The organism is Vescimonas sp. (assembly GCF_057856985.1).
This window is the reverse complement of record NZ_DBLZXX010000027.1, coordinates 1-22,325: the sequence shown is the minus strand read 5'-3', so window position 1 is coordinate 22,325 and position 22,325 is coordinate 1. Positions and strand designations below refer to the sequence as shown.

Annotated in this window: 12 protein-coding genes and 1 pseudogene; 6 read left to right on the top strand and 7 right to left on the bottom strand. The window is 62.0% G+C overall.

Translation table 11 applies throughout. The features are described from left to right. Positions 1-43: 43 nt before the first annotated feature. The 6 genes from ACZM22_RS10505 to ACZM22_RS10480 form a co-directional block, all read right to left on the bottom strand. Positions 44-2,659 (bottom strand): ATP-binding response regulator, encoded by a 2,616-nt coding sequence (locus ACZM22_RS10505; protein WP_489544025.1) that lies wholly within the window; start codon positions 2,657-2,659, stop codon positions 44-46. Further along, the gene (locus ACZM22_RS10500) at positions 2,656-3,456 is read right to left on the bottom strand and encodes a transporter substrate-binding domain-containing protein (RefSeq protein ID WP_489544024.1); all 801 of its coding nucleotides are present in this window, start codon (positions 3,454-3,456) and stop codon (positions 2,656-2,658) included. Before ACZM22_RS10500 ends, ACZM22_RS10505 begins: the two co-directional genes overlap by 4 nt. Next, complete coding sequence (locus tag ACZM22_RS10495) at positions 3,453-6,440, bottom strand: response regulator (RefSeq protein ID WP_489544023.1); 2,988 nt, start codon at positions 6,438-6,440, stop codon at positions 3,453-3,455. The genes ACZM22_RS10500 and ACZM22_RS10495 overlap by 4 nt, the downstream gene beginning before the upstream one ends. Before the next feature lie 26 nt (positions 6,441-6,466). Further along, a complete protein-coding gene (locus ACZM22_RS10490) occupies positions 6,467-6,823 on the bottom strand; it encodes an Hpt domain-containing protein (RefSeq protein ID WP_489544022.1) in 357 nt (118 codons plus the stop codon). A gap of 32 nt (positions 6,824-6,855) precedes the next feature. Continuing rightward, positions 6,856-9,291 carry a diguanylate cyclase gene (locus ACZM22_RS10485; protein WP_489544021.1) on the bottom strand — a complete coding sequence of 812 codons (2,436 nt, stop codon included), beginning with the start codon at positions 9,289-9,291 and terminating at the stop codon, positions 6,856-6,858. Positions 9,292-9,440: 149 nt separating this feature from the next. Next, positions 9,441-9,605 carry a hypothetical protein gene (locus ACZM22_RS10480; protein ID WP_489544020.1) on the bottom strand — a complete coding sequence of 55 codons (165 nt, stop codon included), beginning with the start codon at positions 9,603-9,605 and terminating at the stop codon, positions 9,441-9,443. A 77-nt stretch (positions 9,606-9,682) separates the two neighbouring features. Here ACZM22_RS10480 and ACZM22_RS10475 point away from each other — a divergent pair, with 77 nt between their 5' ends. From ACZM22_RS10475 to ACZM22_RS10465, 3 genes are read left to right on the top strand one after another with little or no spacing between them, the layout of a single operon-like run. After that, positions 9,683-11,179 carry a helix-turn-helix domain-containing protein gene (locus ACZM22_RS10475; protein ID WP_489544019.1) on the top strand — a complete coding sequence of 499 codons (1,497 nt, stop codon included), beginning with the start codon at positions 9,683-9,685 and terminating at the stop codon, positions 11,177-11,179. 40 nt (positions 11,180-11,219) lie between these two features. After that, the gene (locus ACZM22_RS10470; RefSeq protein WP_489544018.1) at positions 11,220-18,179 is read left to right on the top strand and encodes a YDG domain-containing protein; all 6,960 of its coding nucleotides are present in this window, start codon (positions 11,220-11,222) and stop codon (positions 18,177-18,179) included. 4 nt (positions 18,180-18,183) lie between these two features. Further along, positions 18,184-18,990, top strand: coding sequence for a class B sortase (locus ACZM22_RS10465; protein WP_489544017.1), 807 nt, complete (start codon positions 18,184-18,186; stop codon positions 18,988-18,990). A 170-nt stretch (positions 18,991-19,160) separates the two neighbouring features. On the opposite strand, the gene ACZM22_RS10460 is transcribed toward ACZM22_RS10465, so the two are convergent. Beyond that, positions 19,161-19,352, bottom strand: a complete 192-nt coding sequence (locus ACZM22_RS10460; protein WP_489544016.1) for a hypothetical protein — start codon at positions 19,350-19,352, stop codon at positions 19,161-19,163. A 1,388-nt stretch (positions 19,353-20,740) separates the two neighbouring features. Here ACZM22_RS10460 and ACZM22_RS10455 point away from each other — a divergent pair. The 3 genes and pseudogenes from ACZM22_RS10455 to ACZM22_RS10445 form a co-directional block, all read left to right on the top strand. Further along, on the top strand, positions 20,741-21,715 hold the full coding sequence (locus ACZM22_RS10455; protein WP_487817387.1) for a hypothetical protein: 975 nt from the start codon (positions 20,741-20,743) through the stop codon (positions 21,713-21,715). 237 nt (positions 21,716-21,952) lie between these two features. Beyond that, on the top strand, positions 21,953-22,198 hold the full coding sequence (locus tag ACZM22_RS10450) for a hypothetical protein (RefSeq protein ID WP_337593368.1): 246 nt from the start codon (positions 21,953-21,955) through the stop codon (positions 22,196-22,198). Further along, positions 22,195-22,325 (top strand): annotated as a pseudogene (locus ACZM22_RS10445) (TnpV protein); the annotation flags it as partial. The gene ACZM22_RS10450 and the pseudogene ACZM22_RS10445, both read left to right, overlap by 4 nt.

The window sequence follows — 22,325 nt, the reverse complement described above, 5'->3', positions numbered from 1 at the left end:
CGCGTCATGCCGTGCTTTTTACGCTTCCGATGGCGGCTCCGTCTCAGGGAGTCTGCGCGTGGGGGACGGATGCTTTCTTCTTACGGACACGGGGGGGGGGGACAAATTTTCGTAACGTCTGCGCCAGCAGGGACGCGTCTATCGGCTTGGCGACATGGGCGTTGAAGCCGGCGTCCAGACTCTGCTGGATATCATCGGAGAAGGCGTTGGCGGACATGGCGATGATGGGGATCTCCGCAGCGTCGGGACGGTCCAGCGCGCGGATGGCCCGCACGGTGTCCAGACCGTTCATCACCGGCATCATGATGTCCATGAGTATCACGTCAAAGGCGCCCTCCGGCGCGTCGGCGAAGGCGTCCAGCGCCTCCTTGCCGTTCCAGGCGCGGGTGACGGAGGCGCCGCGGTCCAGCAGCAGGAACTCGGCGATCTCCATGTTCAGCTCGTTGTCCTCCGCCAGCAGGACGTGGATGCCCTCCAGCCAGGAGGAACCCTCCGTCTCCTCCTCATCGGGGTCGGGGGCGTAGTGGCGGTCGATCTCAAAGGGCAGGGTGACGCAGAAGGTGGTGCCCACGCCCTTCCGGCTGGTGAAGGTGATCTGGCCGCCCATGGCCTCCACCAGACGCTTCACGATGGACAGGCCCAGCCCCGTGCCCTGATAGCGGGTGCGGGCATCGTCGGACTCCTGCATGAAGGGCTCGAAGATGTGCTGCTGGAACTCCTCGCTCATACCGATGCCGTTATCGGCGCAGGTGAACTGGTAGACGGCGCTGTCGCCGTCGGCAGGGAGCGCACGGCCGGTGAGCCGGATGCAGCCGCCGCTGCGGCCGTACTTGATGGCGTTGCTCACCAGATTCATCAGGATCTGGCGGAGGTGGGAGGGGCTGCCGATGAGACGGGGCGCGTTATCGGTGTCCCACAGGCACTCCACGGTGTAGGCGATGCCGTGCTCGGCGGCGTAGGGCTCGTTGGTGACGCGGACCTCATTCAGAATGTCCGCCAGAGCGAAGGACTTATGCTCCAGCTGGAGCTGGCCGCTTTCCAGCTTGCTCATATCCAGAACGTTATTCACCAGATCCAGCAGGGTGTTCAGGGCGGTGCCGGCCCGCTGGCGGCACCTTTCCTGAAGCTCCATGTCATTGGGGGCCTGAGCGGCCATGGCCAGGTAGCCCTGAATGCCGTTGACGGGGGTGCGGATGTCGTGGCTGATGCGGCGGAGGAACTCGCTCTTGGCCATGTTGGCCAGACGGGCGGACTGGGCCTCCTCCATGATCTGGGCCTGGTACTCAGCCTCCTTTGTCTTTTCACGGTTGATGTCCTGGAGCACCACCAGAACGTGGAGGGGGGTACCCTCCTCATCGAAGTCCACCGCCGTCACGGTGACGCGGCACCAGTTGACGGCATCGCCGCGGTGGGCCTGATAGTCGACGTAGAAGCTGTGGCGCACATCGGAGAGGTTGTCCCTGCGGAGGGTTTCGCGGATGGCGGCACTGCTCATCTGGCGGTCAAGCTCATCACGGTACTGCTCCAGCACCAGCAGATGGGTGAAGCGGTCCTTCAGCTTGGAGTAGCTGAAATCCTCCGGCAGGAAGTCGTCCAGCCATGGGGCCAGGAACACGGTGTCGAAGCGGTTCAGCTCCAGATCCACATAGAAAATGGTGAAGTAGATGTTCTCCAGAGAATGGAGCATGTTCACCGTCTTTTGCAGCTGGCTGTTGCTGCGGCGCAGCTCCCGCTGGCTGTCGGACAGCTCCCGGGTCTTGAGACCGAACAGCAGCACCCAAAAGACGCCGTACAGCGCGATGAACACTGCGGCGGCGGTGAGGGTGGAGGAAAAGACGGACAGGGCGGGGAAATAGATGTACAGGCCGTAATCCTCGCAGGCGGAGCGGGCGCCGTAATACAGATGTCCGCCGCAGCGGAACGATTGCAGGGCGCCGCCGCACTCCAGCCGGTTCAGGCAGTCCAGCACGGCGCTGTCATCGCCGATGCCGGCGGTGCTGGAGGCCAGCACCGCGCCGTCGCGGGTGATGAGGTAGGCGCCCTTGCGGTCCAGATGCAGGCCGGTGAGCAGGGTGGCCATGTCGACCTCCGTGTCGGCGAGAAGGCCGTTGGGCTGCTGGTAGAAGCCGATGACCACGCCGGGGGCGTCCCGCCGCGCCACGGCGCAGACATCATAGGAGACGCCGTCCTTCTCCAGACGCTGGGTGTAGATCTTGGCGGAGTCGATGAGACTCTCCAGCCGGGCGGAGGACGCGCCGTCCGGCCAGGCCATGCCCGCGTACTGACGGGTGTAGCCGGAGGCCTCCAGCTGCAGGTCCGCGTTGAGGAGGGCAACGCCGCTGAGCCGTATCTCGTCCACGAAGTCCTCCAGATAGGCGTTGGAGGCGAGGGTGGGGTCCAGCTCCAGATGGCGGCTGAGCGCCTGTACGCTGTCGGCCAGACGGAACAGGCTCTTGGTGCCGTCCGCCGATTCCAGCTTATGGAAGCTGATGCACTGCAGGCGCAGAGTGTCCAGCGTGTTGTCCGTCAGGGCCTGGGTGCGGCTGAGGCCGTTCCGGCCGGACAGGTCCAGGGTCAGGAGGAACAGCAGGATGCCGGCGAAGATGATAGGGACGACCCGCCACTGGAGGCGGGAGACGGTTCGCTTGATGTTGTTCACGGCGTCGTCCTCCCTAATGCGGTGTCGGCGCCCAACCCGAAGGACGCAGCGATGCGCTCCGTGGTGCCGTCGGCTTCCATGTCCGCCAGCGTCTGGGCCAGCAGGTCCCGCAGGGCGGTGTCGCCATCGGCGGCGAAGGCCACGCCCAGCTGGGCGTGCAGCAGCGGCTCATCCAGAAAGCGGTAGGATACGCCGGCCTTTTCCAGCGCGCCGGCCAGCGCCTCGGCGTGGCTGGCGCAGGCATCCACATAGTATTTGCGCAGGGCGGTGGCCACCTGATCCATATCCACCAGACAGTACAGGGCGCGGAGCTGGGGAATGCGGGCATCGGTGGGGTCGGAGAGGATGCTCTCGGCCTTGGAGCTGATCTGCACCGCCACGCGGCGGTCCACCAGATCGGCCAGGGTGCGGATATCGCTGTCAGCGCGGACGGCCACCACCTGATCGCTGTACAGGTAGGGGCCGGCCCAGAGGTAGGCGTTCTCCCGTCCGTTCATGGAGAAGCAGCCCCACAGGCAATCCACCTGGCCGATTTCCAGAAGGAGATCCTTCTCGTCCCAGCTGATCTGCCGGAACACCGGCTCGTAGCCCATGCGGCGGCAGGCCTCCGTGGCCAGAGCCACATCCACGCCGGCGGCCTGACCGTTTTCATCCAGATAGTTATAGGGGCGGTAATCGTCGCTGCCGATCACCAGCTCGGGGAGATCCCCGGACGGCTCCTCCTGAGTGCCGCAGGCGGCGGGCAGCAGGGCCAGCATCAGCACGGTCAGCGCGATGAGATATTTCCTGATGTTCACTGCTCCGGCGCCTCCTTGCTGTCGGGATCTGTGTCGGCATCGCCGCTGCGGCGGGACAGCAGGCGGGCGATGGCCAGCTCCAGTGCCTGTACGCTGACGGGCTTGGCGATGTGGCCGTCCATGCCGGCCTCCAGCGCCGCCTGACGGTCCTCCGCAAAGGCGTTGGCCGTCACGGCCAGAATGGGGATATGGGACAGCTGTGGGTCCGGCAGGGCGCGGATGCGCCGCGTGGCCTCATAGCCGTCCATCCTGGGCATCTGCACGTCCATGAGGATCAGGTCGTAGTGACCCGGGGCGGACCAGCGGACCTTTTCCACGGCTGCGTCGCCGTCGTCCGCCTCCTCCACCAGGAAACCGGCGTCGCTGAGGATCTCGCGGGAGATCTCACGGTTCAGGGCGTTGTCCTCCACCAGCAGGACGCGGCGGCCCGCAGCGTGGAGCCGCTCCCCGCTCTCCGGCAGTTCCGGCGCCGCATCGGCGGCAGTGCCGGTGCGGAGGGTGTAGGTGCAGACGAATTCGGAGCCTTTGCCCGGCTCGCTGCGGCAGGTGATGGCACCGCCCAGCTCCTCCACCAGACGCTTGGTGATGGCGAGACCCAGACCGGACCCCTCAATGCCGGAGACGACACTGTTGTTCTCCCGCTCGAAGGCGTCGAAGACGCGGCGGCGGAACTCCTCGCTCATGCCGATGCCGTTGTCCTTTACGGTAAAGCGGTAGTCCGCGGTGCCGCTGCCGCTGCCGGTCTGGCTGACAGTGTAGGTGATGTGGCCGCCGGCGGGAGTGTACTTGATGGCGTTGCCGATGAGGTTCAGCTCGATCTGGTTCATCTTCAGGGCGTCAAAGTACGCCACGGGGTCCTGTACGTCGCAGGCGACGTCCAGCGTCAGCTGCTTTTTTTGCAGATCCGCCTGAAACACGTATTTCACATTTTCCAGCATGGCGGGGATGTCGTGGGCCCTGATGTCCAGCGTCATCTTGCCGCTTTCGATGTAGGCCAGATCCAGCACGCTGTTGATAAGGCGCAGCAGATACTGGCCGGAGAGGTTGATCTTCTGCAGGCAGTCCGCCACGCGGGCGGGGTCGTTGACGTATTTTTCCGCCAGAGAGGAAAAGCCCATGATGGCGTTCATGGGGGTGCGGATGTCGTGGGACATGTTAAAGAGGAAGGTGCTCTTGGCGCGGTTGGCGCTTTCGGCGGCCTCCTTGGCCTGCCGGAGCTCCGCAGTGCGGCGCATATCGTCATCGATGCAGCGGGTCATGGAGATGGAGTACACGTCGCCGGTGACGTTTTCCGTTAGGATATTCCGGGTCTCCATCCAATGAACCTGCCCGTCATCGCCGGTCTGGCGCACCTGCACATGGAGCAGGCGCTGTCCCCGCCGGTAGGCGTCCAGCTGGGCATCGCGGTTCATGACGGCATACAGCTTGTCGAAGTCCTCTGAATAGGGCATGGTGGGCTTCAGAGAGTCCATCATCTCCTCCATGGTGAAGCTCCGGAACAGGCCCTCGTTGACGATGCTGTGGTTATAGACGGTGAAAGCCTCGTTTTTCGTCAGGTTCTCCTCCAGAATGAAGGGGTATACGGTGCTGGCGGCGGAGACGATCAGGTCCATGCTGGTACGGGTGCGGATGCGCTCATGAGTCAGCTCCGTGATGTTGCGGACGCCGGACAGCAGGCGGGGCTTCCCGGGATCGCTGTGGTCCAGAATGAACTTGCTTTGCAGATGCTGGAGCTCGCCGCCGGTGATGGCATCATATTCGATATAAAGCTCCCGCTGGCGCTCCAGCAGGGGCAGCAGCGTGTCCAGCCGGGCGGTGCGGAGGAACCGGTCACGGTCCTGAGGGCAGACGAACTGCCGGGCGAACTTCTGCATGCCGTGGGTATAGTCGGCGTCGCCGCCGGTCCAGTCCTCCAGACCGCAGCTCTCCCGCAGGCGGAACAGTTCCTCCTGCTGGGTGTTCAGATCCACGCTGATCAGGCAGAGGTAGTCGTCGGCCACGCTTTGCAGCAGGGAGGTCATGCGGTCGCGGGAGCGCTGGGCCTGAGCGGCGGATACCTGCTGGCGGGTGAAATAGAGCAGCTGGGCTCCGATCAGCATCAGGATCACGACCAGCACCAGCATAGTGAGGTGCTGGTCCCTGTTGATCTCCGCCAGCATCTGGGCCGCCACCTGGGAGGGGAACAGCTGCAGGAGGGACCAGCCGGTGCCGGACACGGGCTGGATGCCGCCCTCGGACGCGCCGCCGCTGCCCACGAAAGAAAAGGTCATGGCCGTCTGATCGGCGGCAGCCTCCAGCACGTCACGGGCCTGAGATACCTGAAAATGGGAGAGGGCGGCGTCCAGATCCTCCACGTAGGCAGAGCCCGCGGTGCGGTACTGGCCCAGAGAGCGGCCATTGGCGTCCACCAGCATGGTGAAGGCGGGGAAGTCGTAGAGCTCCGTCTCCAGCACGGCGGAGACAGTCTCCTCATCCAGAAGGCCGAGCAGCACGCCGATGACCTCATCGCCCAGCTGCACCGGCGCGTAAAAGCCGATGAACCTGGCGCTGTTGAAGCGGGACGCGGAGACGGAGATGATGTCGCTGCCGCCGCGGATACCATCCATATAATAGACGCGGTCCGCCACCAGCGCCGTTTCCCCGTCGCTGGTATAGCTGACGCCATCGGCATCGATGAAGCGGATGCGATCAAAGCCGGAGGCCTGTTCCAGCTGGGCCAGATGGGTCATGTCCGCGCCGTCTTTACCCAGCGCCTCGCCGTACAGGCAGGCGGCGGAGGTGATGGCGGACAGCTTGTCCTGAAACACATCGCCCACGTGCTGGGCCGTCCGGCCGCTGAGCACGCCGATGTAGATATCCAGCCGCTCCATCTGGCGCGTGTAGGTCCGGTGTGCCGCAGCGATCAGCAGCACCACCATGGCGGCGAGCAGCAGGACGATAGTAGCCGCCATGTGCTTGACAAGGCGGAGGTGATTTTTCTTCATGGAACGATCCTCTTTATACCGGTGCGTCATGCCTCCAGCTGCGACAGGGTCTCTGTGACCAGCGCGTACTCCCGCGCCACGGCATCGTGCAGCGCACGGACGTTGTCCGGCATCACCGCGCTGCCCCGCAGGGCCTCGGTCATGGCGGTGCAGGCTTCGGCCAGACGGACAAGGCTCAGGTTCAGGGCGATGCCCTTCAGGGTATGGACGGCGCGGAAAGCCTCCTCGGCGCTGCCGCTGTCCACGGCCGCCGTCAGGCGGGCCATGTTGTCATCGCGGGGCAGCATCCGCAGGAACCGGCCGATAAAGGCATCGTTCTGCAGGCGGGCGGAGGCGTCCTCGTAGCTTCCGCCTACGGCGGCGTAGAATTCAGTCAGTGTCATGGATATTCTCTCCTTATTCCGTACAATATGGTTTATTCCTCATACACGACGGCGCAGTTTTTGGTGCGCTTGGCGCGGTACAGAGCCAGATCGGCCTTGCCCACCAGCTCGGAGACGCGGCCGGAGCCGTATGCGCCGCCGATGCTCAGGGACAGGTGCAGGTCCGGGTACTCCGGTATCGTCAGGGCAGCCACGGCACGGCAGATGTCCTCCAGCTTCCGCGCCAGCACATGGGCGGGCAGGCCGTGGAACAGCAGGAAGAACTCGTCGCCGCCATAGCGCACCAGCTCGTCCCCGCTGCGCAGCATGGAGCGCATGGTCTGGGCCGCGTGGAACAGCGCGGCGTCGCCGGCGGGGTGGCCGAAGCGGTCGTTGATCTGCTTGAAGTTGTCCAGATCGATCATGGCCAGAGCGTACTCGCCGGTGAGGCTGCGCAGGCGCTCGTCGTAATAGCGGCGGTTGAAGACCCGGGTGGCGGAGTCGGTATACACCTGACGGTTGCGGACCAGCAGCTGATTCAGGATGTTCTCCTCGCCGCTGCCTATCATATCGTCGGGGCGGATGGGGTTGACGCACTCCAGCGCGTAGGGGATGCCGTCCACCTCCACGCATACGGCGAGGACATAGCAGACATCGCTGCCGAGAGTCTCCACCTTACTCTGGGTGGTGCGGGTGCGCACCGCGTCCTGGGAGGTGCAGCGCTCACAGCGCTGACGCTTGCCCCAGGCGGCATAGCAGTGCCCGACGCGGTCTATGGAGTGGCCGTTGGCATCGGTGGACACCTGCATGCAGACGCCGGGGTCCACCAGACGCACGGTCTGGAACATGGTGCGGTAGCTCTGCATCACAGGGCCCAGCTGCTCCGCCGTGACGCGAAGCACGTCGTCCCGCCCCATGGTGACGGGCAGCAGGAGCTGGCGGTCCGCCAGATGACCGGCGGCGCGGTCATAGCGCTCCAGCCGCTCACAGCTGTCATCAATGTCAATGACTCTGCCGAACAGGGCGGCGCAGCGGCCGTGCTCTGCGGCGGACCACAGCGCCAGAATGGTCAGCTGGCAGCGCCGGGGCTGTCCGTTCAGCACCAGATGGGCCGCCACCTCCAGATACGCCTCGTCTGCGGTGAGGTCCGCCAGGCGGCGGCGGACGGCATCCACCGTCTCCGCTCCCACCCGCGCCAGAAAATCCGGATCGTCCAGAGGCGCCACGATCATGGACGGCAGGCCCATCTGCTCCGCGGCACCGCGGGACAGGCGCAGGGAGGAGGGGTGGGGCGTGTATTCAAACCAGATCTCCCCGCTGAGAGCGAAGAGGAGATCCTGCTTGGCGTAGGCGTCCTCCAGCTGCTGGGTCATGCGGGCGGCGGCCAGATCCTGCCCGCGGTACAGCTCCTCCACCGTGCGGCGGGGGGAGCGGCGGGCGGCGGCCTTGCGGTCCACGCCGCGTCTGGCGGCTTCGCCGACCTCGTCCAGACAGGACAGCAGCAGGGGATTGAAGGAGCCGCAGTCCCCGTTATGGAGCATGGCCATGGCCTGCTCGTGGGTGCAGGGCGCCTTATAGCTGCGCTGGTGTACCAGCACATCGTAGGCATCGGCCAGGGAGACGATCTGGGCGGCCAGAGGGATCCTGTCGCCCTTCAGGCCGTCGGGGTAGCCCTCACCGTTCCAGCGCTCATGGTGCCAGCGGCAGATCTCCATGGCGTATTTGGTCAGCTTCTCCCCCTGATAGCCGGGGAGCTCCGCAATGAGCTGGGCACCGATGACGGTGTGGCGCTTGACGATCTCGTACTCCTCCGGCGTCAGACGGTCCGGCTTCTCCAGCAGCTCACAGGGGATCATGAGCTTGCCGATGTCGTGGAGGCTGGCGGCCATGCAGACCGTTTCCACATCGGCGGGGTCCAGCGGGTGTACATCCTCCCGCGCCAGCAGCCGGCGCAGCAGCAGACCCGTCAGGCAGCTGACGCCGGCCATGTGGCGTCCGCCGCCGCAGCAGCGGTGCTCCACGGCGGAGCTGAGGATGGACACCATCTCCTCCGTGTTCTTCTCGTGGCGGTAAAAGTAAGTGGACACGATGTCCATGAGCTGCTGCTTCTTGGTGTGCAGCAGGATGGCATTGATGATGCGGCGGCGGATGATGCCTGTGGCAAAGGGGCGGTTGATGTAGTCCGACGCGCCCAGCTCAAAGGCGCGGTCGATATACGCGCTGCCCATCTCCGCCGAGATCATGATGGTGGGGACCGACTCGGTCCAGCCGCGGCGCTGCATCTCCTCCAGCACCTGAAAGCCGTCCATCTCCGGCATGACGATGTCCAGCAGCAGGGCCGCGATCTCACCCTTGTACATTTCCAGTGCGGAGATGGTCTCGTGACCGTCCACAGCCTCGATGATCTGAAAATCGTGATCCAGCATATTGGCCAGCATGGCGCGGTTCATCTCAGAATCATCTGCGATCAGCAGTTTCCTGCGATCCATACGAAAACGCCCTCCCTTTCGCCGGATGCCGTACCCTTTATGGCGCATCCGGCGCCATTTTTACGGCCGCACCCGCGGTGCGGCTCCTGAAGCATATAAAAAGCCACCTTTCATTATACCGCACGACAAAACGAATGACTACCGCTTATTCATAAAATATTGAGCGAATATTCGCCCGCGTGCAGGCTTCTGCTTGAAATAACTGGAAGAAACAGGAAAGAAGCCGCCGCACCGGCGGAGAAAGACGCTGCGGCGCCGGCAACGGGGAGAACGGTCAGATTCGGGAGAGTTTGGTTGAAAGTTTGGTTATTCATAAAGTAAAGTTTGCTGGGCAAACAGAAGAAAATGGATTATAATAAACCGGTATAATGGAGCAGATAAGGTGAGGGAAATGGAACAAAAAGGAAATGTCACATATCCGCGGCCCCAAATGGAGCTGGTGTGCGTTCTGGACGAGGCGGAGCAGGCGGGGCATCTGCCGGAGACCATCGTGGAGGAATTCACGGAGCACCCGTTTTCCATGCCCGCGCTGTGGGCCTGCCGGGACCACTTTTACCGGCTGGACGCGGCGGCGCGCAGGAGCCATCCGGCGCTGCCGTCCGTCTTCGCCCTGCTGGCGGCCATGGCGGGAGATCTGGATCTGGCCAGGGAGTACGTGAGCCTGCTGGGGACGACGCCCAGGCACTGGCGGATGCAGGATCTTCGGGAGAAGGATTATTACCGCATCTGCACGGAGCTGGTCATGCCGTACATCAGCGACGGCATGTTCCTGCGCATCGTGCTTTTTCTGGTGAAAACGGGCATGGTGCCGGTGAGGTCGCTGACGCTGTCCGCCTGCCGCCCCAGCATCATCAACGGGTTTCGGGATTTTACGCGGTTCGGCCCGTATCTGGAGCGGCATAAGGACGCCATTACCCAGATGATCCACCAGCTGTACGGCAGCGTGGGGAAGAACGTCTATGAGATCATGCTGGCGGAGTGGTACTACCAGAACAACGACTGCTTCAACGCGCTGATCCTGGCGACGGGGACCATCCCGCTTATCGAGAGGGAGAGCGATATGCGCTGCCTGTTCGTGGCGCTGGCGCTGCAGATGCGCATCCTGCTGATGAACGGGCAGGCGCGGACGGCCAAGCCTCTGGGGGAGAAGATCAGAGACCGCATCCAGGAGACGGGGCGGGAGGAGCTGACGGCCAGCCTGAACGCGCTGGAATGTCTGGCGGCCTGCTACGACGGGCAGCAGGAGGCGGTGGCCCAGTGGCTGGAAAACACTGCCCCCGATGAGAATCGGGACATCTATATGATGGACATGTTTGCCTGGCTCACCAAGGTGCGCTGCTATTTGCAGGTGGGGAAAAACATGGCCGCCTACGTGCTGGTCAGGCAGCTTATCACCCTGCTGGAGCCGGGGAAGCGGCACATGGATCTGTGCGAGTGTCACATGCTGCTGGCCGCCGTGTACTACAAATCGGGGGACAAGGACCGCATGTGCCGGGAGCTGGAGACGGCGCTGGCGCTGGCGAAAAAATACCGGTACATACGGCTGCTGGCGGACGAGGGCGCCTGCATGGTGCAGATGCTGTTCATCTACCAGCGGGAGCGGGGCGCGGACGACTTTACCGACCGGATCATGGAGCTGGCGGGCGGCGTGAGCCGGTACTTTCCCAATTATCTGAAATCTCCGGCGGAGTACTACGAGACGCTGACCGAGACGGAAAAAAAGGTGCTGCGCCTGATGGCGCTGGGCATGAGCAATGACGAGATCGCGGAGCGGATGGGCCGGAAGGCGGGTACCATCAAGTTCCACAGCAACAGTATTTTCAGAAAGCTTCGGGTGTCAAACCGGCAGCAGGCGGTGAACCGCGGAAGAGGCATCGGCCTGCTGTGACATACGGCAGCCGTGAAAAAACAGAACGGAGGTTATGCACATGATCAAAAAAGGAGTATCCCTGCTGATGGCTCTGGCTCTGTGCCTGACGCTGCTGCCCGCATCGACGCTGGCGGCGGAGGCGCAGGGGCAGGCCGGTCAGGAGCAGACGGTCCTGACGCAGGGAAACGACGGGCAGACGCAGGCACCCGGTCAGGATGGTGCGGGTGAGGACGATAAAACGTCCGACGAAGCACCTGACAAAGCACCTGACAAAGCGCCTGACGAGGAGCCTGACGAGGCGGTTTCGGCTGTGCAGGCGCTGATCGACGCGCTGCCGGCGGCGGAGGACATCTCGGACGCCAACGCGGACGAGGTCTCCGGCCAGCTGGACGCCATCGACGAGGCGAAGCAGGCCCTGACGGAGGAGCAGGCGGCCCGGCTGGACCTGACCGGATACGACGCGGCGGCTGCCGCGGTGCTGGCGCTGGCGGGAGAGCCTGACGCCAATGAGTCCGCGCTGCTGGCCGCCATCGCCGGCACGCAGCCCGGCGGCAGCGGCACGGCGGAGGACCCCTATCGGATCACCGGCGCGGCGGAGCTCATCTGGCTGCGGGACGCGGTGAACGCCGGTGAGGCGAACACCTGCGCGAAGCTGCAGCAGGATGTGGAGTACGTGGATGAGGTCTGGACACCCATCGGCACCAGCGAGCACCCGTATACCGGCACCTTCAACGGCAACGGCCACACGATCCGTGTGTGGCTGGATGACTGGGGACAGGCCCTGTTCGGCTATGTCGGCGCGAACGCGAAGCTGACGGATATCGCCGTGACGAAGCGCCAGAGCAAGAATTATTCCATCAGCGCCAGCGCTCCCCTGGCGCGCATCAACAACGGTACCATCACCCGCTGCCGGTACAGCGGCGGTATAACGGCCAAGGACAGCCTGGGCGGTCTGGTCTATACCAACAGCGGCACCATCGAGGCCTGCTGCGTGTACGCGGGACGACTGGACGGCGGCAGCCGCATCGAGATGTACTACAGCGGCTGGGCGGGCGGCATCGCTTATGAGAACACGGGCACCATCGTCAACAGCTATTTCTACGGCGACATAGTGCAGGCCCAGTCCAACGGCACGGTACGCGACATCATCGGCTGGGGCGCCATCGCCTATAAGAACAGCGGCACGGTCTCCAACTGCTACTACGGCGCGGACAGAGACGACGGCTACGGCGGCAAGACGGAGGACCAGTTCCGCGGCGGCGAGGTCACGTATCTCCTGAACGGCGGCACGGCCAGGGACGACTGGCGGCAAAACTGCTACGCCGGTGACAACAGCGACGCGACCCCCGTGCTGGACCGGAGCCATGCCCAGGTCCGGAAGACCGGCAGCAGCTATGTCAGCCTGTATCCCCACGTCCACTGCATCTGCGGCGGCGACGCCACATCCGGCGGCCATCCGCGGCACAGCGACGTGCCCTACACCGCATGGACGAACGACGAGGCGGCCAGCCAGTACGGAGACAGCAGCCATACCGCGGCCAACTCCCTGCCCAAGGATCCGGGCAAGTACTATCTGACAAGCGATGTGACGTTGCGTGACACCGGCACATGGCGTCCCGCGGACGGCACGGTGCTCTGCCTGAATGGTCAGACCGTCAGGGAGTTTGCTTTTGATACGCCCGCGTATGACGCCATTACCGTTGGCAGCGGCGTGACCTTCTCCCTGACGGAGTGCGCCTCGATCCAGGGGTATATCTATTGTGCCAGCAGCCGCAGAGCGGTCCACACCGTGAACAACAGCGGCACGTTCAACTTCTACAACGGACGGCTGCGGGACACCAAAAGCAAGGCCGACGGCGCGGCTGTCTATAACACCGGTACATTCAATATGTACGGCGGCACCATCAACGACAACAATACCACCGCGCGGGGCGGCGGCGTGTATAACGCCGGTGCGTGCAATCTCTACGGCGGCACCATCACCAACAACGGCACCGGGGGCGGCGTGTATAACAACGGCACGCTGACCGTGGGCGGCACCGCGACGGTCACGGGCGGCAGCCCCAACGTCTATCTGGCGGCCGGAAAGACCATCACGCTGAACAGCGCGCTGGACGAAAGCGCCCGCATCGGCATCACGGCGGAAAAGCAGAGCAGTCTCACCGATACGGCGGCCATCACTGTGGTCGAGGGCGGCGCGGCATCGCTGGTATGCTTCTTCCCCGACGATGACGGCACCTATGACCTGTCCTTCAACGATGACGACGACGTCCTCCTGCACCTGATCCGCGACCACACCCACTGCGCCTGCGGCCACAAGGGGAAGTACGCCAAAAGCATCGGCAATCACACCGAGCACGTGGACCGCGAGTTCGTGGCGTGGACAGATGAGCTGGTGAAGGAGCAGTACGGCAGCGGCACCACATACAAGGCGGCGGATACCCTGCCCAAGGCGGCGGGTTACTACTACCTGACAAGCGACGTGGATCTGGGTGCATACCCATGGGCGCCGAAGGACGGCACCATCCTCTGCCTGAACGGGCACAAGATCACCGGCAGCTGGTCTACGGCGGTGCGGATCGATTCCAATGCCCATATCGTCCTGACCGACTGCCGGGCCAGCGGCTCCATCAGAAACACCAACACCAGCGGTGCGGCGCTGAAATCCTCGGGCTCCAGCATCTCCCGGAACGGCATCGCCGATATCTTCCGCATTTCCCTTTCCGGCACCAGCGTGGGCGTCGAGAACTACACCAGCAATACCGTCAACCTGTATAACAGCACCGTTTCCGGAACCACGAGCGCCATCTACAACACCGGTACGGTGAACATCGCCGGTACGGTCAAGGCCACCAGCGATACCGTCGGCAGTGGATATTACTGTGTGAACAACCTGGGTACGCTGACTGTTGACGGCACGCTGACGGCGGATGGCGGCAACATAGGCGTGGCCAACAGGAAGGAAAGCAGCAGCTCGCGGAGCGGCACCATCACTGTCGACGGTACGCTCACCAGCACCGGCGACAACACCGGCCTGAGCAACCTCGGTACGCTGACGGTCAACGGCGCGCTGACGGCCACCGGCAAAGGCACCGCTACCCTGGCCAGCGGCCTGTTTAATAACGGCGGCACGCTGACGGTCGCCGGCACGCTGACCGCCGCCGGAAATACCAGCGGCAGGAGCACCTACGGCCTATACAACACCGGCGAGGGCACGGTCACTGCCAACGGCACGTTCACCGCCTCCGGCGGTGAGTACGCCGTATATAACTTCGGCCCGCTGAACCTGGCCGGTACGGTCAATGCCAACAAGAATGTGTATCTCGGCACGGGCAGGACCATCACCGTGGTGGGCGAGCTGGACGATGCCAGCAGCATCACCGTCCAGACGAAAGACACACCCGCCGCCGGCAGCCCTGTGGTCATCGCCACCACGGAAAATGCCGACTGGATCAAGGCGGGCAGCTTTGTCAGCTGGACCCCCGGCAAGTACGCCGTCAGCCGCATCGACGAGGGCAAGACCGTGGTGCTGCGGGGCCATGAGCACGACTGGAGCTATACGCTGGGCAGCGACGGCACGGCCATCAGCGCCGAGTGCGGCAATGCGGACGGGCTCTGCGGCAATACCAACGGCGGCAGCGTCACCATCGCGCCGCCCAGCGGCGGACTGATCTATGACGGCAGCGCCAAGGCGGCCAGGCTGACCACGACCGGGTGGACGGCGGCGGACGTGGGCGAGATCACCTATCAGAAGGACGGCAGCGCCCTGTCCGCAGCGCCCGTTGATGCGGGTACCTACACCGCCGGCATCACCGTGGGCGGCCAGACCGCCAGCGTGACGTATACCATCCGGCAGGCTGTCCCGCAGGCAGGGGACTTCGCCTTCTCCCCTCCCGATACGCTGACCTATGACGGCAGCGCCAAGACTGCGAAGGTGGCGGCCAGGGCCGGTATTGCGGGCATGGGCGGCGTCACGGTGAAGTATTATCGGAACGGCGTCGAGGTGGAGCAGCCCGCCGATGTGGGCACGTACAACGTCAGGATCGACGTGGCGGAGGGCAAGAACTATGCCGCCGCAGACCTGACGGACGACAGCTGGACGTTCACCATCGCGGCCAATGAGACCGCGCCGGCGGTGACGCTGAGCGGCGACACCACCTATACCGGCGGGCGGATCACGCCTGCGCCCACCGTAAAGATCGGCAGCACCAAGCTGACCGAGGGGCGGGATTACACCGTCGCCTATGGCGAGAACCGAGATGTCAGCACGGGCGGCACCGTGACCATCACGGCCATGGGCAACTATGCGTTCAGCGCGGTGGCGGAGAGCTTCGCCATCACGCCCAGGGCCGTCACTGTCAGCGGCATCACGGCGGCGGATAAGACCTACAACGGCAGCGCTGACGCCGTGCTGGATGTCAGCGGGGCGGTCATCAGCGGCAAGGCGGAAGGCGATGAACTTACCGTTTCCGCCGATGGTACCTTCGACAGCAAGGACGTGGGCACGGACAAGACCGTCCGTATCTCCGGCCTGACGCTGGGCGGCACGTCCGCGGGCAACTATCGGCTGGCGGCCAGCGGCCAGCAGGCTTCGGCGATGGCCGCCATTACCCCCGCTGTCATCACGGTGACGCCGGATGCCGGTCAGGGCAAGACCTACGGCGAGAAAGACCCCACGCTGACCTACATCTCCGCCGGTGCGGTGAACGGCGAGACCCCCGCCTTCAGAGGCGTACTGGTACGTGACACAGGCGCGAACGCGGGAAGCTACGCCATTACCGGGGGCACTCTGGCGCTGGCGGACGGCAGCGGCTTCAAGGCGGACAACTATACGCTGAAGCTCGCGGATGAGGTGGTGTATTTCACCATCCACAGGGCAGCCTATGGCGACAGAACGGTGAACGGTTCCGCCATGTACGACAACAACGGCACCGTGGACCTGAGCAGTCTGATCGAGGAGGGCGGTACGGCGGTGCTGGGCAGCGTGACAGATGATGCCGGTGTGCTGAACGGTACATGTTCGATCAGCGAAGGTATCCTGCGCTTCGGCTTTGCGGACGATGCGTCCAAGGTGGGCAAGACCGCCAAGGTGAAGGTCAACGTTACCGGAGCCGACAACTATGAGGACTACACCATCACCGTTACCCTGACGGTGGAGGCCAAGCTGACGCCCAGTCCGGAGGGCGCGCTGACGCTGAGTCCTGCTGAGATCACCTACGGCGAGAAGCTGGGCGCCATCGCCATCAGCGGCACGATGCAGGCGGACGGCAGGACCGTTGCGGGCACGTTTACCTGGCAGGAGCCCGACACGGTGCTGGATGCGGGTACACATGCAGGCGCTGCGTGGAAGTTCATGCCGGATGACACCAAGACCTATGTGGAGGCCACGGGCACTGTGGCCGTTCAGGTCAACAGGGCCGCGCAGAGCGCTGCCGTCAGCATGACGGGCTTCACCTACAACGATGCGCCCAGCGCGCCCAGCCTGACATATCAGGTGGGCGATGGCAGAGCGGTCTACTACTACGGCACCGAAAATACCGCCAGCGGCGGCACGAAGTGGGAGAACATGCAGCCCACCACGCTGGATGCCGGTACCTACTACATGTACGCGGTCATTGGCGAGACGGATAACTACAGGGAATTCACCACGGCGGCTGTGCAGTTTGTGGTGGAGAAGGCAACGCCGACCTATAAAAAGCCCACTGGCGTGACGGCGAAATACGGTCAAACGCTTGGTGATATTGCGCTGGCAACCCCCGAAGGCACTACACCCGGCACATGGAGCTGGCAAACGCCGCAAACGGTGCTTGACAAAATCGGCAGCCATACGTATGATGCCAATTTTAAGCCGGATGACCCAAACTATAAGGGGGTAGTCGGTGCCGCCATCGATGTCACCGTGGGCCCGGCAGACGGCCGGAACCTGAGGACGGTGGAGCTGGTGCAGAAGTACACGGACACCGAGAAACACACCTACGCGCCGGACTGGTCCTCGCTTCCCGAGGGACAGCGGTGGACGTTCAGCAGCGAGGCCAGCGAGGTGCTGCCCAGGCAGGACTTTGCGGCGGACGGCAGTCTTCTGACCTACGCGATCCCCGAGGGGAAGGCGCTGGGCGACCAGATCACCATCACCCTCAAGGCGTCCTGCGCCAACTATGAGGACTTCACCATCACGCTGCACATTCTCCTGCGGGAGAAGGACGATCAGGCGGCGCTGCGCGTTACCGGCGGCACCACCGTGGTCTACGGTGAGAAGCTGCAGCTGGGCAGCAGCGGCGGCTCCGGCACCGGCAAAGTGGCCTACGCCGTGACCAACGGCACCGGCGAAGCCGTCATCGACCCCGATACGGGCGTTCTCACGCCGGTGAAGGTGGGTATCGTCACCGTGTCGGTCACCAAGGCGGAGGACAAGGACTACAAGGAGGCTGTCAGTGATGCGGTGATCGTCACCATCACCAAGGCCAGGCCCACCGGTCAGCCCAACTACACCAAGATCATCACCCGCGGCAAGACGCTGGACGACGCGGCGCTGACGCTGGCCGACAGCACCATCTCCCCTGCGGACGGTGTGCTGGAGTGGGTGGACGATGCGGGGAACGTGCTGCCGGGCAGCACCCGCGTGAAGGCCAACACGGCCTACAAGTGGCGCTTTACCCCTGCGGACGGCAACTACACCACCCTCAGCGGTGAGATCGAGCTGTATTACAAGCCCAACGGCGGCAGCCAGTACGGCACCGATCACACCATCAGGGCGTCCGCCGGCACCAACGGGACCATCTCCCCTGTCGGCTGGACCTCCGTCGGCGAGGGTGGGGAGCAGACCTTCACCATCACGCCGGATGCGGGCTACGCCGTGGCCAAGGTGCTGGTGGACGGCAGGAGCGTGGGTGCGGTGACATCCTACACCTTCCGGAATGTCACGCAGGACCACACCATCGAGGCCGTCTTTATGAAGGCCAACGGCAATCCCCAGACCGGCGTGACCGTGACGCGGAGCACCATTGGCTGCGGGAGATAACGCCATGAGAAAGTTCACGCGCACCCTCTCCTGCACCCTCATCGCAGCGCTGCTGCTGACCGTGGCGGCCACGGCCGCCGCCTGCGGCAAAAAGGCGGAGCATCCCACCGTTTCGGAGGTGACGGAGCCCCAGACAGTCGGCGAGGTCATCCCCGCTGTGGACCGGCAGGAGCAGTTGGCTGCCGCCAAAAAGGCAAATCCTGACGCCGTGGCGTGGCTGTATATGCCCGGCGCGGAGGTGAACGATGCCGTGATGCAGGCGGCGGACAACGGGTACTACCTGCAAAAGGACGAAAACGGGAATTTCAGCGAGTGGGGCTGCTACTACGCCCATTGCGACGACCATCTAAGCAGCCGGAGCGCGCTGGATAAGAACACCGTGATCTTTGGGCACTCCGCCACCAACTGCGATCCGGACGGCCCGAAATTCACCAAGCTCCACCGGTACATGGATGCGGACTTCGTGCAGGAGAACCCCTACATCTACCTCTCCGTGGAGGGTGACGACATGGTGTTCCAGATCACGGCCTGCTTCATCACGGACACCAGCTTCGACTATATTTCTCCGGACCTCGCGGGTGAGGAGCTCACCGGCTTCCTCCGGCAGGTGGAGGAGAAGAACTGGCTGGCGTTTGACGGCGTGACCTTCGGCGAGGAGGATACCATCCTGACGCTGTCCACCTGCTGCCGGAAGTACGACATGGAGAATACCGGCGACCAGCGGCTGGTGGTCATGGCGAAGCTGCTGCCGGAGGGCGCAGCGGCGCAGGACTTCACTGTGCGCCTGGCCTCCGAGCCGGCGATGCCCTGAGAAAGGCGCAGCAGGAAACAGGAAAGGCAGGCACCCTTTGGGTGCCTGCCTTAGTCTGTCGAAAAACCTGCCCGGGCACAAGTATCGGAGGGAAGGATCGTGTGAAAGGGAACCGTTAGGGTTCCCTTTCGCGTTCAATCACCCGCCGCAGCTCACAGCGAGACGGACATTTACTTTTCCTTGTGCAGCATCCGCCACAGAGTAGAGCGGCTCACGCTGCCCAGAGAGGCAACCGGGCGGCGGGGCTTCCCCCAAAAAGCCATGGTCTGTGCTTTTATCGTTATGAAATGTGAGGGGTTCGGATAGTCTCCGACTAGCTCATACTTCAGCCCCGTGCGTTCATCTGTGATAAATCTCTCCATTCGTATAACCTCCTGTTCCTTTCTGCAACCATTGTAGCAGGAGAATTAGCGGAAACCGAATGTGCGGATAGAAAAAAAGCGCCGCCTTGGAATCACTCCCAAGACGGCGCTTTTCTGTTGTGGATCAGAGCGAACACTTTACGGCGAAGCCGCCGCTGAAGAAATAGGTGTTCGTCCAATACCTGTTTGGTGGACCTGAAGGGATTTACCCCTCCGGGGCATAAACCTCGAATCCCTAGGTCCACAGTAAAAATAAAGCCACCCTTGCGGGTGGTTTATTTTTGGTGGACCTGAAGGGATTCGAACCCTCGACCTCTCGGATGCGAACGAATTAAAAGCTCTGATTTGTATTGATTTTCAAACATTTCCAGCGCTTTCGGCTGGAATGTAAATGGTCTTGTGGCCTCTTTTTCCCGTTGTAACCATGTGTCCCGGAAGCGTATGTGGTACGTGTTGTGGTCACAGGAGATGTGCGTCGATATCATCTAAATGAGGTGGTAATCTACATACGCCTATGATAGACCAAGTGAGGAAAATCGTCAACCGCTTTCTTTGGCAGGGGCAGTGCAGGGAATGGGATGCAATAGACAAAGAGAAACGTCTGAAGACGACGAGTATGGTTAGCCGCCATCTTGTTTAAAACAATTAATCTAAAAGAGAAAGCTATAATTGGATAACTTCTTCCCTTTTAATACTGCAGATATTTGAACACGAGGTCGGTTCTTTCGAAGTATTTCATCAGAATCACAGCAAAGATAAGCACCACACACTCGGCAATGATGCAGGTGTACCAGTTGACGCTCTCGCCAGCCAAGATGGGCAGTCATCGGAGGGTGAGCGTATTAAAGGCCAACACACGGAAGATGCAAGTGTGCTGCCATTTATATTTATTACAAAAACATAAAACTCGGTCGCTGATTATACCGTGTGTATAGAGCTGTGTTTTTTAAAATTAAGACCGGGGCAACTACCTATGCTAACGAAAAGACTGCTGTAGAGCATCGAGAAATGTAACGACGAGTTACCTCGAACTCAAAAAAATCCAAGTGCCCAAAATCTCCATCAGCCAGTGTGGGAAAACACAACCACAGATGCCACACGGCACGGTAAAGCAAAAGAGAAAAAGAACAGAAAATGCCGGACCCTATCTCTTGTGAAAACGAAGTGAGATCTGTGGGCACTATTGGTGCGGAACAAATACAATAGCCTATCTATCATTTCGATGGCTTTCGGGAACTGCTGGAGGTGCCGTTCGGGAACTGCTGGAGGTGCCGTGCACTTGACTACACATGGTTTCTATGCTATGCTCATCGAGGTCGGCTTATGTGTACCGGTCTGCCGCCTGCGTCCGGCGGCTGAAACACAGAAAGATAAGGAGAGTTTTCAACATGAGTAAATCCCAGCAGAATTATCTGGATCAGGTGGCCCAGCGGCTTCACCTGACAGCAGACGCGCAGAGCGGCATTCTCTTTGGGATGCAGGGCGGCCTGCATATGATGCTGATGCGCAGCACCAGCAACCAGAATTTTGTTTCTCTTGTTTTTTCCCTGACTCACAGCGGACAGGAGCCGGATGCGGCGGAAATCAAGGCTTTTGTCAAGAGCAACAAGCTGATTGTAAACTACTCCATTCGCCGCAGCCGGGTGGAATTTATCCTGAAGCCCCGATTCGGCAGCTTTAAGCAAATTGACCAGCTGGAGCAGGTCACGGGCGAGGTGGTATCCCTCCTGCGCACCGGCGGCTACCAGAGCTGCTGCCAAAATTGCGGGCAGACGGTGGAGACGGATGCATGCATCATGGCAGGGGTTCCGTCCCTGCTGTGTGACAGCTGCTATCAGCAGCTGGGCCATAATCAGGAACAGATTCAGCAGGAATCTGCCGGCAAGCCGGAGAATGTGCTGGCCGGTGTGGTGGGCGCTCTACTGGGATGCCTGCTGGGCGTGGGCTGCATTGTGCTGCTGGGACAGCTGGGCTATGTAGCGGCTTTGTCTGGCATTGTGCTGGCTGTCTGCACGCTGAAGGGATATGAGCTTCTGGGCGGGCGTCTGTCCACCAAGGGAATTGTGATTGCCTGTGTGCTGATGCTGGCAATGACCTATGTGGGCTATCGGCTGGATTGGGCCATTACTGTTGCCAAGTATTTTGAGGCCAGTCTGACAGATTCCTATCGGGCTATCCCCTACCTCATTGACGAAGAAATTCTGGACGGCGGCGTTTATACCGGTGAGCTTATCAAGCTGTATGCCTTCACACTGATCGGCGCAATCCCCACCATCATCAGCTCCGTAAAGAACCGGAAGATGGCCAAGGTGACTTATCGCATGCAGAGCCAGAGAGCTGTGAACAGCACTCCGGAGTTCTGATTCTGGGCAGACAAGCGAAAGATTTTAAAAAGATCAGGTGCAGCTTCAAAAGAAGCTGCACCTATAAACTGAAAGTAGACACTCACAAAATACCGGGTTGTCGTAAAACAGTAAAATCAAAAAATGGTGAAAACCTTGTGTTTTCAAGGGGCGGCGTGACGAAAGTCACGCCGTTTTCTTTTTCATCAGCTCATTCAGAGGAATGCAAAAGCCCCGCTTCAACTCGTTGTATCTGACATGACCGTTCTGAAAAGCATGGGAAAGCAATGGGAATGGACATTGCTGCCGGATACCTTCAATAACGAAATTATTGCGCACAGCGTTTCCCCGATTGCAGGGGATAACAAGCCCCATTATCAGAAAATGAAAGCCGATGCGGAAGCCGGAGATCCCGAAGCCATCCGGCGATATGAAGCCACCCTTGCCAAGCGCAGAGATGAGTACCACAAAAAGAAATCAAGACAGGAGGAAGTACCAGCATGAAGGAATTGAAGCCAAGAATCCACGAAAACGGCATCGACTACATTCTCGTAGGCGATTACTATGTGCCGGACTGGAAGCTGCCGGAGGAACACCGTCCCATTGGCAGGTGGGGCAATCTTCACAGGGC

What these genes read in the sequence shown, in the direction of transcription:
- ACZM22_RS10495 (WP_489544023.1), bottom strand. Translation starts at nt 6,440, where the DNA reads ATGAAGAAAAATCACCTCCGCCTTGTCAAGCACATGGCGGCTACTATC.
- ACZM22_RS10450 (WP_337593368.1), top strand. Translation starts at nt 21,953, where the DNA reads ATGACCGTTCTGAAAAGCATGGGAAAGCAATGGGAATGGACATTGCTG.
- ACZM22_RS10475 (WP_489544019.1), top strand. Translation starts at nt 9,683, where the DNA reads ATGGAACAAAAAGGAAATGTCACATATCCGCGGCCCCAAATGGAGCTG.
- ACZM22_RS10455 (WP_487817387.1), top strand. Translation starts at nt 20,741, where the DNA reads ATGAGTAAATCCCAGCAGAATTATCTGGATCAGGTGGCCCAGCGGCTT.
- ACZM22_RS10465 (WP_489544017.1), top strand. Translation starts at nt 18,184, where the DNA reads ATGAGAAAGTTCACGCGCACCCTCTCCTGCACCCTCATCGCAGCGCTG.
- ACZM22_RS10480 (WP_489544020.1), bottom strand. Translation starts at nt 9,605, where the DNA reads ATGAATAACCAAACTTTCAACCAAACTCTCCCGAATCTGACCGTTCTC.
- ACZM22_RS10485 (WP_489544021.1), bottom strand. Translation starts at nt 9,291, where the DNA reads ATGGATCGCAGGAAACTGCTGATCGCAGATGATTCTGAGATGAACCGC.
- ACZM22_RS10470 (WP_489544018.1), top strand. Translation starts at nt 11,220, where the DNA reads ATGATCAAAAAAGGAGTATCCCTGCTGATGGCTCTGGCTCTGTGCCTG.
- ACZM22_RS10460 (WP_489544016.1), bottom strand. Translation starts at nt 19,352, where the DNA reads ATGGAGAGATTTATCACAGATGAACGCACGGGGCTGAAGTATGAGCTA.
- ACZM22_RS10490 (WP_489544022.1), bottom strand. Translation starts at nt 6,823, where the DNA reads ATGACACTGACTGAATTCTACGCCGCCGTAGGCGGAAGCTACGAGGAC.